Raw genomic sequence first — 15,487 nt, 5'->3', positions numbered from 1 at the left:
CTTCCAGTAGGACTAAATTTATAATTAGTATTATTATAGCCTTTTCTCATATTTTAGTTTATTTCTCATTAGAAAAAAATTATTTTATATAGATTACTATAAGCATCCATAAAGCCAAGGCGCCAATGATAGCGAGCGCTATACGTGTAGATAGTACTCTTAATTCAAAGTTTGTTTTCTTGGAGGGTTCAGGATATGCAATTATGTAGATCCCTTTTAATAATGCAAGCCATGCAATAACCGTTATGAACCCTTGCCAGTTAAATACCCATACATTATGTAGGATCACAGTGCCTAGCCCTAGGAAAATCGATAAAAAACCGTACATAATACCAAAACCTCTGTCTTCAACCACTAATTTTTTTAATTCACGTAGTACCGATGGACGTACGAAAAGTATTCCCGATACGATAACCGTTACCCATCCCCAAAACAATCCTAAAAAAGTGCTAGTTTCCATTTTTATTTCACCCCCTCTGTTATTTATATTTCAGATATTCTCCCCTTTAGAACAATTCCAACACCTATATATAGGCTAAATTCTGCTCTTTATTCATACAAATATGGCATATTCAATACCTATCCTTAATCACTTCACTTCTCTACGAAATGAAATTTTTATATCATTCCTCGTCATCATCTATCCGAATCAACCGAAGTCTCTTTGTACTATTACCGCACACTTTTTCATAGCTTGGATAACATGCACCGAAGCCAATATAATGATTTATTCGCCTTTTCGCTAGCCTCTAAAATTGCCCCTCTGTTATAAAAGGATCACCTTGATACAATGTATTCTCGCTTGTTCCATGGAACCACCATTATTCCCCGCCCTATTAAAATAACGTTTTTGTTTCAAATGATGCCCTTATTGATTTGGATGAATTTACCAATATTTTACCAAAAATTCATGAAATCGTTAATTAATCGAGTACGTCATTACTTGATGATTACCCTTAGGAGCCTCGCGGACAATCGGTGTTTCTTTTATGTAAATAAGGATTTTGTTTAAACTTTGCGATATGCAACTATATTAAAATATCTTCTAAAATTCCCATTAAACATTTATAATAATTTTAAACGGTTTAAATTCTACAATCAGTAATGGAGGCATTTTAATGGGAAACATCCCAAAAGTATCATCACACCAATCAAATCCTAATATACCCTCACAGCAAGTGAACCCTAATACCCAACAAGGTAATATAAAAAAAACAAGACGCCGTTTTATAACTACTTTGGCTATTATATTACCTATAATTTTTGTCCTTCAATATTCTCTGAATAACCAACAAGAAATGATTAAAGAAAAACAAATCACGCTGAATACGGAGCAACAAAAATTATCTTCTTTAAAGAAGGATGGTCATACCCTTAAAAATGATGTTAAAGTTTTAACAGGTAGTGAAGAAGAAATTTTAAAATTCGCAAGGAAACTGTATGGATTTTCCAAACCGAATGAAACTATATTTCAAATAACTGAATAAAATTACACTGCATTATCCAAAAGGCGATATGAAAATAATCGCCTTTTTATATTTAATTTCTAAAGTAATCATGCTAATCTCTCTTTCTATCATATAACTATTTTGTTCAATTTATTAAAATACAACCGCTTGTCCAGTTCACTTTTCTCTATCATTACATTTACTATTAGTAATACGATTTTTAGAGGTGATATATAATGGACGAGTTTTTATCTTTTGCTGCACTTAATCCGGGTTCTATTGGACCTACACTTCCACCGGTTCAACCCTTTCAATTTCCTACTGGTCCCACCGGTTCAACTGGATCAACCGGACCAACTGGATCAACCGGATCAACTGGACCAACTGGATCAACCGGACCAACCGGACCAACCGGACCAACTGGACCAACTGGACCAACTGGACCAACTGGACCAACTGGACCAACTGGACCAACTGGACCAACTGGATTTAATCTTCCTGCTGGGCCTGCATCTATTACCTTGACTTCTAACGCAACCACAGCATGTGTATCCACTCAAGGAAATAATACTTTATTTTTTTCGGGTCAAGTATTAGTAAACGGTAGTCCTACTCCAGGAGTAGGAGTCAGTTTTTCATTTAGTAATCCTTCTCTTGCTTTCATGGTTCCTCTTGCTGTCATTACCAATGCCTCAGGTAATTTTACCGCTGTATTTCTATCCGCTAATGGGCCTGGAACAGTAACCGTTACTGCTTCACTTCTTGATTCTCCTGGAACAATGGCTAGCGTCACTATTACCATTGTAAATTGTCCGTAATGGTTTTATTTTTAAGGACTAAGAAATTTCTGATAAGATGAGCACTGATTTACAGTGCTCACCTTATCATTGGGATGTTCCTTTCAAATGAAATTTCGTAACACCCTACTAAAATAACGCTTTTATTAAGAACTAATGATCTTTATATTTCTTAAGCTTGTCATCACAGGTAATTTTTATAATTAGTTAATTTCTCAATGTGGTTTGTGTATATAATTCCATTCAAAGATACATAATACCCACGTAACTATTTAAAAACACTTCGTTTTTATATCTAAGTTCAAAAAGGAGCTACATAACATGGATAAAAAAGATTTATTAAGTCAACAACTTGATCATGTGTCATCGGATGCGCTGAATACTCCTAGTAAAGCCCAAGAGCAAATGCAAGAAACATCTCAGCAGGCACATGATTCAAACAAAAAGGACAGTCCTCAAGCTTTACATGGTGAAGATTTACCAATTTCAGATGTATATAGAACAACGAACAAACAGTAAATTTAAAAGGGAAAAATCTTAAGAACGAGTGAACTTAATCCTTTTCCCTTTTCCTATTTAAATAACACTTTTATATGTAGCACGTACACATTTTTGACACATCCACTATCACAATCTCCTGAAAATTCGTGATAATATTAATTTGTCGAATACGCCAAATTTCGACATCGAACGACAATATTATCTCCCTTATTGAATCCCTGTCCCCCAGGGATTTCTCCTTTTATTCATTACTTTTTTCTTCACTAAGTTTTCATCCTTAACAAAATTCAATCACTCCAATGAATAGACATGCCACAATCCTATTTTGATAAAAACTATAAAACAAACATACGTAATAATACTAGTAGAATTTTTTTACTTCAAATTTACTTCTTCCCTCGTCTCTTTTTATAAACATTAAAAATGAGCTCTATTTACATAGAGCTCATTCCTAAATTTATAATTTACTAGACTGTAGCCCCTGAATATGTGGAACTACTTCTGGATTTACAAGTGATGATAAATCTCCTAATTCTTTTCCTAAGTAAGCCGCTTTAATGACGCGTCGCATTACTTTAGAATTACGTGTTTTTGGTAAATCCTCTACAACGTGGATATCCTTTGGACATAATGCTTTTCCGATATGAGAATTTACTAGACTCATTAATTCTTTCTTTAAGTCTGCTGTAAATATTACACCGTCTCGTAATACTACAAAGCAATGACAAACCTCACCTTTTACATCATCAGGTACACCAATTGCAGCTGCTTCTATTACATTAATATGTTTCACAAGAATAGACTCATATTCAGCAGGTCCAATACGTTTACCTGCAATATTTAACGTATCATCTGAACGTCCTGTAATGATATATTGTTCACCATCATAAATAACCCAGTCACCATGAACCCATTTATTTTCAAATCGTGACCAATATGTGTTCACATAACGCTCATCGTCTTCCCAGAAACTTTTCGTCATTCCAACCCAAGGTTTCTCTAAACATAATTCTCCAACTGCATCACGAATTGGTTTTCCTTGATCATCAAGTACAACCGCTGCCATACCAGGTAATGATGCGTTAAAACTAATTGGTGCGATTGGCTTAATTAGAACATTACCGAAAATCCCACCAGAAATTTCAGTTCCGCCTGAATAGTTACAAATTGGGACATTCCCTTTTCCAACCGTTTCAAACAGCCACATCCATGGATCTGGATTCCAAGGCTCTCCTGTAGATGCGAATACTTCTAAACTCTTTAAAGAATGTTTATTCACATACGCATCACCTTTTGCCATTAATGCACGGATTAACGTTGGCGAAATACCAAGATGAGTAATTTCATATTTATCGACTGTCTCCCATAAGCGGTCTGCTTCTGGGAAGTCTGGGACACCTTCGTACATAACCATCGTTGCTCCGTTTATGAGTGAACCGAATAATAAAAATGGCCCCATCATCCAGCCCATATCAGTTACCCATAATACACGGTCGCCTTGTTTTATATTCATTCCAAACCCTGCATCAAATGCAGATTTTAAAGGGAAACCAGCATGCGTGTGTACTGTCCCTTTCGGCTTACCAGTCGTTCCTGATGTGTAAATGAGCATTAATGGATCATCACTTTGCATTTCTTCAGCATGTATGAATGGTTTTTCTTTTTCTAACGTACTCCATGAAAAATCGTAATTATGCGGTGTAAAATCATTTCCAGCATGCCGAACAATTACCACCTTTTCAACAGTTGGACAATGTTCACAAGCTTTATCTACTTCATCTTTTAAAGAAACAATTTTCCCGCGGCGTGAAAATCCATCTGCGGTAATAATCATTTTTGAACCTGCCGCTTGCACACGTGTCATGACTGCATCAGACGCAAAGCCTGAGAATATTGGTGAAATAATTGCTCCGATTTTCATTACAGCTAGCATCGCAACAACTGTTTCTGGAATCATCGGCATATAAATTGTTACACGGTCACCTTTCTCAATACCCGCGTGTTTCAAACCATTAGCAACACAGCTTACCCAGTTGTCAAGCTCTTCATATGTAAATGATTTTGAAGTTCCATTTTCCCCTTCGTACTGAAGTGCTGGCTGTATTCTTGTCTCTTCATCCGCAAGCCAGCGGGATAAAGCTGATTCTACAACGTTACATGTTCCGCCATTATACCACTGTGCAAACGGTGTACCATTTTCTAAATCTAACACTTCTGTATAAGGTTTCATCCATTGATAGCCAACTGCTTTTTCTGCCTCTCCCCAAAACCACGCTGTTTCTTCAATTGATTTATTATAAAAAGCTTCGTAATCTTCGTAGCCTAATGATTTCATCCAACTAAATAAACGCGTTTTTTCTTTATATTCTTCTGTTGGAAACCAAACTGCTTGTTTCAATGTTTTCCCCTCCTTGACTTATTGAGCAAGAAAGCCCTAAATAGGGCTTTTAAACTGGATATACAGGATGTTTACGATCCGTGAATATTTGATATTTACTCATATACATTTCAAATCGTCCTTTTAACTCTTCACGTAAATTGTTTGGATGAACAATACCATCAATCACCATCTCTGATGCTAAATGATAAATATCAATATCTTTCTTATACTCTTCACGTTTTTCAGCAATGAAGCTTGCACGCTCTTCTTCTGGTAAAGCTGCAATCTTATTTGCATATACAGCATTAACCGCTGCTTCTGGACCCATTACTGCAATAGAAGCTGTCGGTAATGCTAAGCAGCAATCTGGTTCAAATGCTGGACCTGCCATTGCATATAAACCAGCTCCATACGCTTTACGGACAACAATAGAAATTTTCGGTACAGTTGCTTCACTCATTGCAGAAATCATTTTTGCACCGTGGCGAATAATACCAGCACGCTCTACTTTTGTACCAATCATAAATCCAGGTACATCTGCAAGGAATAATAACGGAATATGATATGCATCGCATAAATTAATAAACTTCGCTGCTTTATCAGCTGAATCGTGGAATAATACGCCGCCTTTCATACGCGGTTGATTTGCAATAATACCAACTGGCTTACCATCAATACGTGCTAAGCCTGTAATTAGTTCTTGAGCAAATAATTTTTTCACTTCATAGAAAGAACCTTCATCAATAATTCTATTAATAAGATCTTTCATATTGAAAGGAGCATTTTGATTTTCTGGAATGATTTGTTCTAACGTTTTATCGAATTGTTTCGGTTCTTGAGGTGTAACCAATGGAGTCTTTTCTAAGTAGTTGTTTGGAAAATATGAAATGTATTGTCTTGCTTGTGTAATCGCATCTTCTTCTGTTTTACATAAAACATCTCCGCATCCTGATACAGAGCAATGCATACGAGCTCCGCCCATCTCTTCTAACGTTACCTTCTCACCGATAACCATCTCAGCCATACGAGGAGATCCTAAATACATAGATGCGTTACCTTCCACCATCATTACAACATCACAAAAGGCTGGAATATATGCGCCTCCAGCTGCCGAAGGTCCAAATAATAAGCACACTTGCGGAACTTTACCTGATAATTTCACTTGATTATAGAAGATTCTTCCTGCACCACGGCGCCCTGGGAACATTTCAACTTGATCAGTAATACGTGCTCCAGCAGAATCGACTAAATAAAATAACGGAACACGTAATTTTTCAGCCGTTTCTTGAATACGTAAAATCTTTTCAACTGTACGAGCTCCCCATGATCCGGCTTTCACAGTTGAATCATTTGCCATTACGCACGCAGTACGCCCATGTATTTTACCCGTTGCCGTTACAACACCATCAGCTGGTAATCCTGTTTGCTCACAATTTGCAAATAATGCATCTTCTACATATTCGCCATTATCAAATAGAAGAGCTAAACGATCTCGAACAAATAGTTTTCCTTTTGCTTTGTTTTGTTCATGATATTTCGGTGCTCCGCCTTGTTTAATCGTTTCAACTTGTTCTTCAAAAGTATTAGATTGTTGTTTTTGATCTAACATATTTACTCCCCCTTATACATCGGTTTTCGTTTTTCCTTAAATGCCTGTAATCCTTCTAATCTATCTTCCGTATGGATCACACCCTCGTACGCCTGTTTTTCCATTTGTAATCCGGTATGTAAATCTACTTGAATACCATTAGAAATCGCTTCTTTTGCTAATCGAACAGCAATGGGACCGTTACTAGCAATTTGATTTGCAATTTCAATTGCTTTCTCTTCTAGTAAATCAGCTGGTACGACGAATTCTACTAAACCATATTCTTTCGCTTCTTGCGCCGAAATACGTCTTCCTGTATAAATTAATTCTTTCGCTCTACCAACGCCAATTAATCTCGGTAACCGCTGCGTACCACCTGCTCCAGGTATAATGGCAAGTGTAGTTTCAGTAAGACCAAGACTTGCAGACTCAGCCGCAATTCTAAAATCACAAGCTAAACTTAATTCAGTACCACCGCCAAGTGCAATTCCATTTATAGCGGCAATAACCGGTTGTGGTAATTGTTCAACCATTTCCATAGTAGAACGAATCATACCAACAGCATGACGAACTTGTTCTTCGTTCATACCAGCTCGCTCTTTTAAATCTGCACCAGCACAAAACGCTTTTTCGCCAGCACCTGTTAAAATAACTACACGTGTATTTGACTCTTCGCTTATTTCCGTTAATATTGTTTGCAATTCTTCCAATAACGCTAAAGATAAAGAATTTGCTTGTCTTTCTCGATATAACGAAATCTTTACAACATGCGGTGTTACATAGTCAACTGAAATGTTTTGTAATTGTAGCATCTTCTCACCTACTTATCGTTTTATGTTGAAGCGCTCTATACACATGACTCGGTAATTGGATATTTAACTTACTTTGAATAAACTGACTAGCCCTCAATAACTTTTCTTCATCAATATTAGTTTGGACCCCGAGCTTATGGAGCATATGTACTAAGTCATCAGTAGCAACATTACCCGATGCTCCAGGTGCATAAGGACATCCCCCAAGTCCACCACAAGAACTATCAAACGTTGTAATACCATGTTCTAAAGACTTAACTACATTTGCCAGTGCCATTCCATACGTATTATGAAAATGCATCGCAAACTGTGAAGCATCATACTTCTTTAATAGATGTTCTAATACTTGTTCTACTTGTAATGGATTCGCTACACCAATCGTGTCACCGAGAGAAACTTCATAAATGCCGTATGAAAATAGTTGATTACATATTTCGTCAACTGCTGTGACACTTATATCTCCTTCATAAGGACATCCAAATACAGTAGAAACATAACCCCTAACCTTTTTCCCTTCGAATGTTGCCTGTTTTGTTATATCTTCAATGACAGTTAATGCTTCTTTAATTGATTTATTAATATTACTTTTATTATGAGATTCACTCGCTGATAAAAAAACATTCACCTCATCTACATTTTGCAAAAAAGCTCGTTCCAAACCATTTTGATTTGGAACAAGCGCAGCATATGTAACATTTGGATCCCTTTTCAGCTCAGAAAATACATCATTTGCATCCGCTAAAGCAGGAACCCATTTTGGGTGAACGAATGAGGAAACTTCAACGTACGACAATCCGGCTTCTGTAAGTAGTTGAATCCATTTTACTTTATCTTTTGTGCCAACAATCTTTTTTTCATTCTGTAAGCCATCACGTGGCCCTACTTCTTTAATGACAGCAAAATTAGGTAGTTTCAATTCGCTTCCCCCTATATCTCCCTATTCAATTTCTAGTAATACATCTCCTTCATTTACAAAATCGCCTTCTTGCACATTAATTTTCATAACTGTGCCAGCTTCTTCTGAAATGATTGGAATTTCCATTTTCATAGATTCCAAAATGACGACATCCTGCTCTTCCTCTACTGTATCTCCTACTCCTACAACTATCTTCCAAACATTTCCTGCCATCGATGCATATACTTTCGTCATCATTTTTTCCCCCTTAATATTCATAAATCTTATTTTTTAACAAGTTGTTTCGTTACGAAACCCGTTGTATAAATACCACTTTTAAACACATCGTCTCCGAGCACTTGCAGTAGCATCGGTGTATTTGTTTTAATACCTTCAATTTTTAACTCTTCTAGAGCATTTTCTAATTTTGAAATTGCCTCTTCACGAGTTTCACCATGAGCAATGACTTTCGCAATCATTGGATCATAAAACGGTGTAATTGTTACATGATTCTCTAAAAAGTGATCAATACGTACATTTGATGGTAATGTTAAATCTGTTATTTTCCCAGGTGAAGGGAAGAATGTTTTCGGATCTTCTGCATAAATACGTGCTTCAATGGCATGACCACTACGTTTTACATCATCCTGAGTAAATGATAGTTTCTCACCACTTGCGATAAGAAGTTGTTGTTCTACAAGATCTAACCCCGTAATTTCTTCCGTAACTGGATGCTCTACTTGTAATCTCGTATTCATTTCTAAGAAATAGAAATTTTTCTGATCATCTACAAGAAACTCAACTGTACCTGCATTTGTATATCCGAGAGCTTTAGCAGCTTGTACAGCCACTTCTCCCATTGCTTTTCGTGTACCTTCATCTAAAAATGGTGAAGGTGCTTCTTCGATTACTTTTTGATTTCGGCGCTGTACTGAACATTCACGTTCCCATAAGTACACTGTGTTACCATGTGTATCTGCTAAAAGCTGAATTTCAATATGATGTGCGTCTGCAATATAACGCTCTAAATACATTTCTCCATTACCGAAGAAATTTTGTGCTCTTGTTTTGTTACTTTCAAATGCTTTGGTGAGCGTTTGCTCAGTTTCCATCAACTGCATTCCAATGCCTCCGCCGCCCGCGGATGCCTTAAGCATTAATGGATAACCAATTTGTTTTGCAATTTCAATTGCCTCTTCAGCAGTATCAATATTTGTAGTAATGCCTGGAACTACTGGTACATCTGCTGCTTGCATTGCTATACGTGACTCAATTTTACTTCCCATCTTCGTAATGATTTCTTCTGAAGGACCAATAAATACGATTCCTTCTTCTTTACAACGAATCGGAAAAGATGGATTCTCTGATAATAATCCGTATCCCGGATGGATTGCTTCAACATTTGTTTTTTTAGCTATTTCAATAATTTTTTCAAGGTTTAAATAGCTTTCTTGGACTCGTGGCCCCCCTACTAGATAAGCTTCATTTGCCATTTTTACATGAAGGGCATTTTCATCAGCCTCAGAATAAATAGCAACGGTACGAATTCCAAGTTTTTGACAAGTTTTCATAATGCGAACTGCGATTTCCCCGCGATTGGCAATTAATATTTTTTGAAACATAGTGATTCCTCCTTTTTATCTACATCCTAAATGTCTAGCAATTACGAGACGTTGAATTTCAGAAGTTCCTTCACCAATTTCTAACAGTTTTGCATCACGAATATGTCGTTCAACTTCATATTCACGCATATAGCCATAACCGCCATGAATTTGTACTGCATGATTCGCTATACGACTTGCTGCTTCAGATGCAAATAGTTTTGCCATAGCCGCTTCTTTACCGAAAGGTTTATCATTATCTTTTAACCAAGCTGCTTTATGTACTAAATTACGCGCTAATTCCACTTCAGTCGCCATATCAGCTAATTTAAATTGAATCGCTTGGAAATTAGAAATCGTTTTTCCAAATTGTTGACGTTCTTTCGCATATTGCAGAGCACGTTCAAATGCAGATTGTGCAATACCTACTGCTAATGCCGCAATTGAAATACGTCCTCCATCAAGTGTATATAAGAATTGTTTAAATCCTTTATTAACATCACCAAGAATATTTTCTTTCGGTACACGTACACCATCAAGTACGATTTCACAAGTATTAGAAGCGCGGACACCCATCTTATCGTAAGGACTTGAGATCGTTAATCCTTCACTTGTAGTCGGTACGATAAATGCAGAAATACGTTTTCTACCATTGTCTTCAACACCATTGATAGCGGTTACAATAATTGTATTTGCATACTCTGCGTTTGTAATCCAGCACTTCTCACCACTAATTACATACTCATCGTCATCTAAAATAGCTTTCGTTTGAGTGCCCCCTGCATCAGATCCAGCGTTCGGCTCTGTTAATCCGAAAGCACCTAATGTTTTACCTGACGCCATTGGAACTAAATACTTTTGTTTTTGTTCTTCTGTACCGAAATAATAAATTGGAGAAGCACCTAATGAAATTGTTGCAGCGTAGCTTAAGCCTGTACCACCACAAGCGCGACCAATTTCTTCAACTGCTAGTGCGTACGATACTGTATCGCCACCTGAACCTCCATACTCTTCTGGGAATGGGATGCCTAATAATCCTAGTTCGCCCATTTTTTGAAATGTTTCATATGGAAATTCCGCAGTTTTGTCATAATATACAGCTTTCGGTGCGATTTCCTTTTCAGCAAAGTCACGTACCATTTCTTTAATCATTTGTTTTTCGCGAGTTAGAGTAAATTCCATTACGCTACACACCCCTTATCGAATATTGAGTTTCGACAGCGTGCGAGTTACTACTACAAACATTACTTCTTAAAAGACACGAATATTAGTTAGACAATTGCTACAATTCTGTCATAACTTAATTTTAAAACAGATTCTGTACCAATGCACAAAAAAATTCCTACATTGTTCTACAACAACATAGGGTGTTTTGTGTCGAAATATGTATTTTTTTGTTTTATAATCTCTATCTTTTTCCGAATCAGAAATTATCACTATCGTTTCTGAGGATGTTTCGAAATATGTTTTTTAATAATACTTTTTATCAAATCGAATTGCCTACAATTTTAAAATAGTAATCAAACCGCTAAGTGTTTTTCTCTTCCCTGCATATTGATGAAATACCTCAGCCAATGCTCATGCCATTTTTAAACCGTGTTTTATAATACCTGAAAATATGCGCACATACATTTCAATTTGATAAATAGAGCGGCGTATGCATTAATAACTAATAAAAGATCTTCTCATGATTTTCAAATACTACCTTTAACGTTAGTAACATTACATCCTAATTTTTTATCCTTCACTTTGTTATGTGCCATAAATAAAGATCTGTAATCAAGTTATATATTTAAATGGCATTCATATTTCAATTAATTTCTAACGTTTTAAAATGTGCGATTGTTAAATGACTTTTAAAGAAATGTTCCCGAATAATATAATTCGACAATCTCTTTTCTTAATCCCATAATTTTAACGTTTAATTTAATCAATTTTTTTCGTTTTTATTTCATGTCGTGTAACATTACCTTTATCAATTCGACTATTATCTAAAAATCAATCCAATTAAATTCATAAACTGTGCGTATATTTACTCCTGCTTTTCTGCTAGAAAACTATCAATGATCTCGTTTTGGAAGGCCATAAAGTCCTCTACTTTTCAGGTCACTCCAAAGCGTTTTCCGATTCACATCGAGTTCTTACGTTAATTCATCCTGTGACCTATTGTTATGTTTTTTTGTCTTAGCTCGTTTAACTTAGCCAATATTATGTTACGCTCCTCTTCTGAAATAGAAAAAAAGCAATCGATTTTATATCGATTGCTTTGAATTTCGTGTATCTTTTGTAGTTCTTATTGAAAGTCTGTATTAAACAAATAGATTCACCACTAATCCAGCATGATCAGATGGCCAAAGAGCCGTTATCGTTATATCAGCGTTTGAATTCAGATTTCCTAGAAAAATTAACAGTAGGTGTGTATAAGCGGGTCCCAACAGCAATTCGTTCCCTTATGCAACTTAAGCAATCGGAGAATTTCACATAATTTATTTCATTACCTCCGTGGCGTTAGTCCATATAATATAAATTGAATCGTATTTTCGATTTCCACTTCATCATCCCATTTCTCTTCAGGCAATAATAAAAACCTCGTTAAGAGAAATCCTAGTACAGCTGATAAAGTAAGACGTAATACGGAAGATGGTGGCATTTCAATAATTTCCCCTTCTTCTTGAAACTTTACAATTAACTTTTTAAAATGTGAAAGCAGTTCTGTTTCTACTAATTGTTGTATTTCACTTTTTAGTTCCGGCTGAAATGGTACTTCTTGAATTAGTATTTTTATCATTGGAAAGTGCTTTTTGGCAAATTCAAACCTATTATGAATTACTACTCTTAAAAGACCTTCATACGATTCATAATTTGTTTTAAATATTTCCTTGGCAAAAGCTTGTATAAAAAATGGCGCAGCGAACTTTGTTAAGGTCGGCATCACAACTGCAAACAATAAATCTTTTTTCGTTTTATAGTAGCGGAAGATTGTTCCTTCCGCTACACCCGCACGCTTCGCAATTTCACTCGTTGAAGTTGAGGCGTATCCTTTTTCTCCAAACATATCAACAGCTGCCTCTAATATACGCATTTGACGTTCATTACGTTTATCAGTATTTGTTGCGGCAACTAATTCTTCCAGCCAATCCTTCTTCATTTATAATGCTCCTTTTTGTCTTCATTATATTTTGCGATGTTTCTTTAAAGCAAATACATTTCCTACTGCAAATAATAGTGAAAAAAGAAGTAAAACAGTAAGATCTAAAGCAATTTCTGTAAACCCTTGATTCCTAATCATTACTTGCCTCATTGCGTCAGCACCATATGTGAGTGGAAATAATTTACCTAACATTTGTAACCACTTATTCATGGATTCCATTGGAAACAATCCAGAAAAGAAGACTTGAGGTACAATTACAAGCGGTATAAACTGAATCATTTGAAATTCATTATTTGCGTATGCCGATAAAAATGTGCCTAGTGTTAATGCAGTTAAAGAAAGCATACATGTTATAAGTAGCGTTAGCCATATTGAGCCAGCTACATATAAATCTAGAATATAAACTGAAAAACTTACAATTATAATAGATTGTATAAATGCAAAGATTCCAAAACCAATAATATATCCTACTACTATTTCCCATCTTCTCACCGGCGTGGACAATAATCTCTCTAATGTACCACTTAACCGTTCTCTTACAAAAGAAACTCCCGACAGTATAAATACAAAGAAAAATGTAAAGAAACCCATTAATACGGGACCAAGACCATCAAACATCGTAATGTCTTTAGAGCCATGTAAGTAATTCACTTCAGGCTTCATAACTGATACATCATTCTTTTCTGTACTTTTTTGCAACACTTGGAGTACAGCACGATTTTTTGCAGAATCACTGCCTTCTAATAGAAGATTCATTTTCCCATCCTCTAAATAAATTACTGCATCTACCTTTTGTTTTTCCAACTCAGAAATTGCTTTCACTTTGCCGTATTCATAAATTGAGGCTTCTTGATTTTTCATCGTTTTTACTATAGGAGCAGGTACATCGACTACGGCGATATGCGGTATATAGTCTTTTTGTGTAAATACTAGCGACAATAACCAAAGTAATAACATTGGTGCCCCAAACATCATTGCTAAAGAACGTTTATCTCGAAAAAATTGACGGATGATTCGGATGACTACACCATTAACTCTCATGATTCAATCACTCCTTCTAACATAAAGACATCTTCAATTCGTCCAGATGATGTTTGTTTTTTTAATTCCTCAGGTGTACCAATCGCAACTAATTTCCCTTCTCTAATTAGCCCTAGACGTTCGCAAAACTCTGCTTCATCCATAATGTGCGTTGTTACAATAATAGTTGTCCCTTTCTTTTTAAGATCATAAAACTTCTCCCAAATCGACTTTCGAAGAAGAGGATCTATCCCAACTGTTGGCTCATCTAAAATCAATACTTCTGGTTCATGAAGGAGTGCTATCGCCAATGATAAACGTTTTTTCATTCCACCTGAAAATTGCTGTACTGGTTTTTTCATATGCTCGGATAATTGCACAAGTTCAAAAACTTCTACAATTCTCTCTTTCTTATGCTTACCTTTTAATCCATACATTGTTGCAATAAAATCTGCATTTTCATATGCCGATAGTTCTTCGTATAATGCATCAGCCTGAGCCATATAACCAATTCTTTTCATGCCATTTAAATTAGGCATGTTTGTATTAAAAACAATTACATCTCCTGTAGTTGATTCATTAATACCTGCAATCATTTTAATGAGTGTTGTTTTCCCTGATCCGGAAGGTCCGACCAATCCAAAAATTTCTGCCTTTTCTACTTGCAATGAAAGGTTATACAAAACTTCTTTTTTCCCAAAACTTTTTGATACATCTCGTAAAATAATTGAAGATTGTTGCACTCTAAATCCCCCTTTTCTATAAAATGAGTGAGTACTCACTTTTATTTTACTCTTGAGTTATTATATGTCAAACTTTACTAATAAATATTTTTTCTGTTAATAACTAAAACAATGAAACAGAGTCGACATTAGAATACTTTTTCTGAAAGTCGACTCTGTTTCATTGTAAATCATTCGATTTTGTTTATGTTTTTAAATTTAAATACTTTCTAATTCTAGCAACATCTAATGAATATTCGATAACTATTTGCTGTATTGGCAAAATAACTGTTTCCGGATATAGATGTGCATACTGTAAAGTTTCTGCATACTTTTCTAATCTTTTTTCTAAATACTTTACAATTTGTTCAGGATGACTTACTAATAAAGACTTACAATAATAATGAATTTGTTCCTCAATCGCCGTATATTCCTCAATTTCAAATTCTTTATGCATTTGTACACCCCTTTATATTTTAATTACGTCTAATATTGACCATTTCAATTCGACATTCTTAATTTTTTGATTATTTAAACTATAACAAACTTATTGAGTCAAATTTTGTTACTTT

General features: G+C 35.5%; 16 protein-coding genes and 1 pseudogene. 3 read left to right on the top strand and 14 right to left on the bottom strand.

Annotated elements, in window-relative coordinates:
* Nucleotides 1–79 precede the first annotated feature (79 nt).
* Nucleotides 80–460: a hypothetical protein gene (locus BAU27_RS26765; RefSeq protein WP_071745966.1), complete on the bottom strand. Its 381-nt coding sequence runs from the start codon at nt 458–460 to the stop codon at nt 80–82.
* A gap of 658 nt (nt 461–1,118) precedes the next feature.
* Between BAU27_RS26765 and BAU27_RS26760 the strand changes: the two genes are divergently transcribed.
* Together BAU27_RS26760 and BAU27_RS33450 are read left to right on the top strand one after the other, a co-directional pair.
* Nucleotides 1,119–1,487, top strand: a complete 369-nt coding sequence (locus BAU27_RS26760) for an FtsB family cell division protein (RefSeq protein WP_071745965.1) — start codon at nt 1,119–1,121, stop codon at nt 1,485–1,487.
* A 197-nt stretch (nt 1,488–1,684) separates the two neighbouring features.
* Nucleotides 1,685–1,741 (top strand): annotated as a pseudogene (locus BAU27_RS33450) (exosporium leader peptide-containing protein); the annotation flags it as partial.
* Nucleotides 1,742–1,758: 17 nt separating this feature from the next.
* Here BAU27_RS33450 and BAU27_RS33065 read toward each other — a convergent pair.
* Both BAU27_RS33065 and BAU27_RS33060 read right to left on the bottom strand, forming a co-directional pair.
* Nucleotides 1,759–1,989: a hypothetical protein gene (locus BAU27_RS33065; RefSeq protein ID WP_254798020.1), complete on the bottom strand. Its 231-nt coding sequence runs from the start codon at nt 1,987–1,989 to the stop codon at nt 1,759–1,761.
* Between the two features lie 45 nt (nt 1,990–2,034).
* Complete coding sequence (locus BAU27_RS33060; protein ID WP_254798018.1) at nt 2,035–2,250, bottom strand: hypothetical protein; 216 nt, start codon at nt 2,248–2,250, stop codon at nt 2,035–2,037.
* A gap of 316 nt (nt 2,251–2,566) precedes the next feature.
* Between BAU27_RS33060 and BAU27_RS26750 the strand changes: the two genes are divergently transcribed.
* A complete protein-coding gene (locus tag BAU27_RS26750) occupies nt 2,567–2,764 on the top strand; it encodes a hypothetical protein (RefSeq protein ID WP_071745964.1) in 198 nt (65 codons plus the stop codon).
* Nucleotides 2,765–3,203: 439 nt separating this feature from the next.
* Here the strand turns inward: BAU27_RS26750 and BAU27_RS26740 are convergent, their stop codons facing one another.
* From BAU27_RS26740 to BAU27_RS26690, 11 genes are all read right to left on the bottom strand, one after another.
* Nucleotides 3,204–5,144 (bottom strand): AMP-binding protein, encoded by a 1,941-nt coding sequence (locus BAU27_RS26740; RefSeq protein WP_071772541.1) that lies wholly within the window; start codon nt 5,142–5,144, stop codon nt 3,204–3,206.
* 49 nt (nt 5,145–5,193) lie between these two features.
* Nucleotides 5,194–6,735, bottom strand: a complete 1,542-nt coding sequence (locus tag BAU27_RS26735) for an acyl-CoA carboxylase subunit beta (RefSeq protein ID WP_071772540.1) — start codon at nt 6,733–6,735, stop codon at nt 5,194–5,196.
* Between the two features lie 2 nt (nt 6,736–6,737).
* On the bottom strand, nt 6,738–7,526 hold the full coding sequence (locus tag BAU27_RS26730; protein ID WP_071772539.1) for an enoyl-CoA hydratase: 789 nt from the start codon (nt 7,524–7,526) through the stop codon (nt 6,738–6,740).
* Between the two features lie 4 nt (nt 7,527–7,530).
* On the bottom strand, nt 7,531–8,442 hold the full coding sequence (gene mvaB, locus BAU27_RS26725) for a hydroxymethylglutaryl-CoA lyase (RefSeq protein ID WP_071772538.1): 912 nt from the start codon (nt 8,440–8,442) through the stop codon (nt 7,531–7,533).
* A gap of 21 nt (nt 8,443–8,463) precedes the next feature.
* Nucleotides 8,464–8,679, bottom strand: coding sequence for an acetyl-CoA carboxylase biotin carboxyl carrier protein subunit (locus BAU27_RS26720; RefSeq protein WP_001987345.1), 216 nt, complete (start codon nt 8,677–8,679; stop codon nt 8,464–8,466).
* 26 nt (nt 8,680–8,705) lie between these two features.
* Nucleotides 8,706–10,043, bottom strand: coding sequence for an acetyl-CoA carboxylase biotin carboxylase subunit (locus BAU27_RS26715; protein ID WP_071772537.1), 1,338 nt, complete (start codon nt 10,041–10,043; stop codon nt 8,706–8,708).
* Nucleotides 10,044–10,058: 15 nt separating this feature from the next.
* Nucleotides 10,059–11,204 carry an acyl-CoA dehydrogenase gene (locus tag BAU27_RS26710; RefSeq protein WP_071772536.1) on the bottom strand — a complete coding sequence of 382 codons (1,146 nt, stop codon included), beginning with the start codon at nt 11,202–11,204 and terminating at the stop codon, nt 10,059–10,061.
* Between the two features lie 1,312 nt (nt 11,205–12,516).
* Nucleotides 12,517–13,170, bottom strand: coding sequence for a TetR/AcrR family transcriptional regulator (locus BAU27_RS26705; RefSeq protein WP_071745958.1), 654 nt, complete (start codon nt 13,168–13,170; stop codon nt 12,517–12,519).
* A gap of 24 nt (nt 13,171–13,194) precedes the next feature.
* Nucleotides 13,195–14,214, bottom strand: coding sequence for an ABC transporter permease (locus BAU27_RS26700; protein ID WP_071772535.1), 1,020 nt, complete (start codon nt 14,212–14,214; stop codon nt 13,195–13,197).
* Nucleotides 14,211–14,936, bottom strand: a complete 726-nt coding sequence (locus BAU27_RS26695) for an ABC transporter ATP-binding protein (RefSeq protein ID WP_071745956.1) — start codon at nt 14,934–14,936, stop codon at nt 14,211–14,213. Before BAU27_RS26695 ends, BAU27_RS26700 begins: the two co-directional genes overlap by 4 nt.
* Nucleotides 14,937–15,120: 184 nt before the next feature.
* Entirely contained in the window at nt 15,121–15,372 is a 252-nt protein-coding gene (locus tag BAU27_RS26690; RefSeq protein ID WP_071745955.1) for a hypothetical protein, read from the bottom strand.
* Nucleotides 15,373–15,487: the final 115 nt, after the last annotated feature.

The sequence above is a fragment of the Bacillus sp. NH11B genome, assembly GCF_001884205.1.
In the GTDB taxonomy this organism is placed as follows: domain Bacteria; phylum Bacillota; class Bacilli; order Bacillales; family Bacillaceae_G; genus Bacillus_A; species Bacillus_A proteolyticus.
This window is presented reverse-complemented; position numbering and strand designations above follow the sequence as displayed.